The sequence below is a fragment of the Mesorhizobium sp. M5C.F.Ca.ET.164.01.1.1 genome (genome assembly GCF_004792125.1).
GTDB lineage: Bacteria > Pseudomonadota > Alphaproteobacteria > Rhizobiales > Rhizobiaceae > Mesorhizobium > Mesorhizobium wenxiniae.
On the sequence record NZ_SRTG01000424.1, the window covers coordinates 1 to 312 of the forward strand.

General features: G+C 61.2%; 1 protein-coding gene. It reads left to right on the forward strand.

What is annotated here, in order from left to right; genetic code table 11:
- Window positions 1-83 precede the first annotated feature (83 nt).
- The coding region (locus EN807_RS36225) for a hypothetical protein (RefSeq protein ID WP_135938064.1) at window positions 84-312 on the forward strand (229 nt) is incomplete at its 3' end.

Here is a 312-nt window from a genome sequence, read left to right on the forward strand (position 1 = left end):
CTGAAAAAGTAGGCCGGCATAACGGTGCCGTGGCGGTCAGACTATCGGCTGCGACGCTAGTCTCCGGGTTCACGGATAAACCGATGCCAAGGTTGTCGATCAGTCTGTTGGGTGCGTTGCTGGGCCTTGGCCTGGTCACTGCCGCTGTCGGCGAATCGGACGCAAAGGCGCCGCTTACCCGGAGTGAACGGTGCGCCAATCTTAGCCGCCAGTTTGACGAAGCCCTCGAAACCCATGCCGCGTCAACGCAGGTCACCGCGGCCAAGGCACTGCAAAGAAAGGGAGACCGGTTCTGCGCCACCAAGAAGCAGG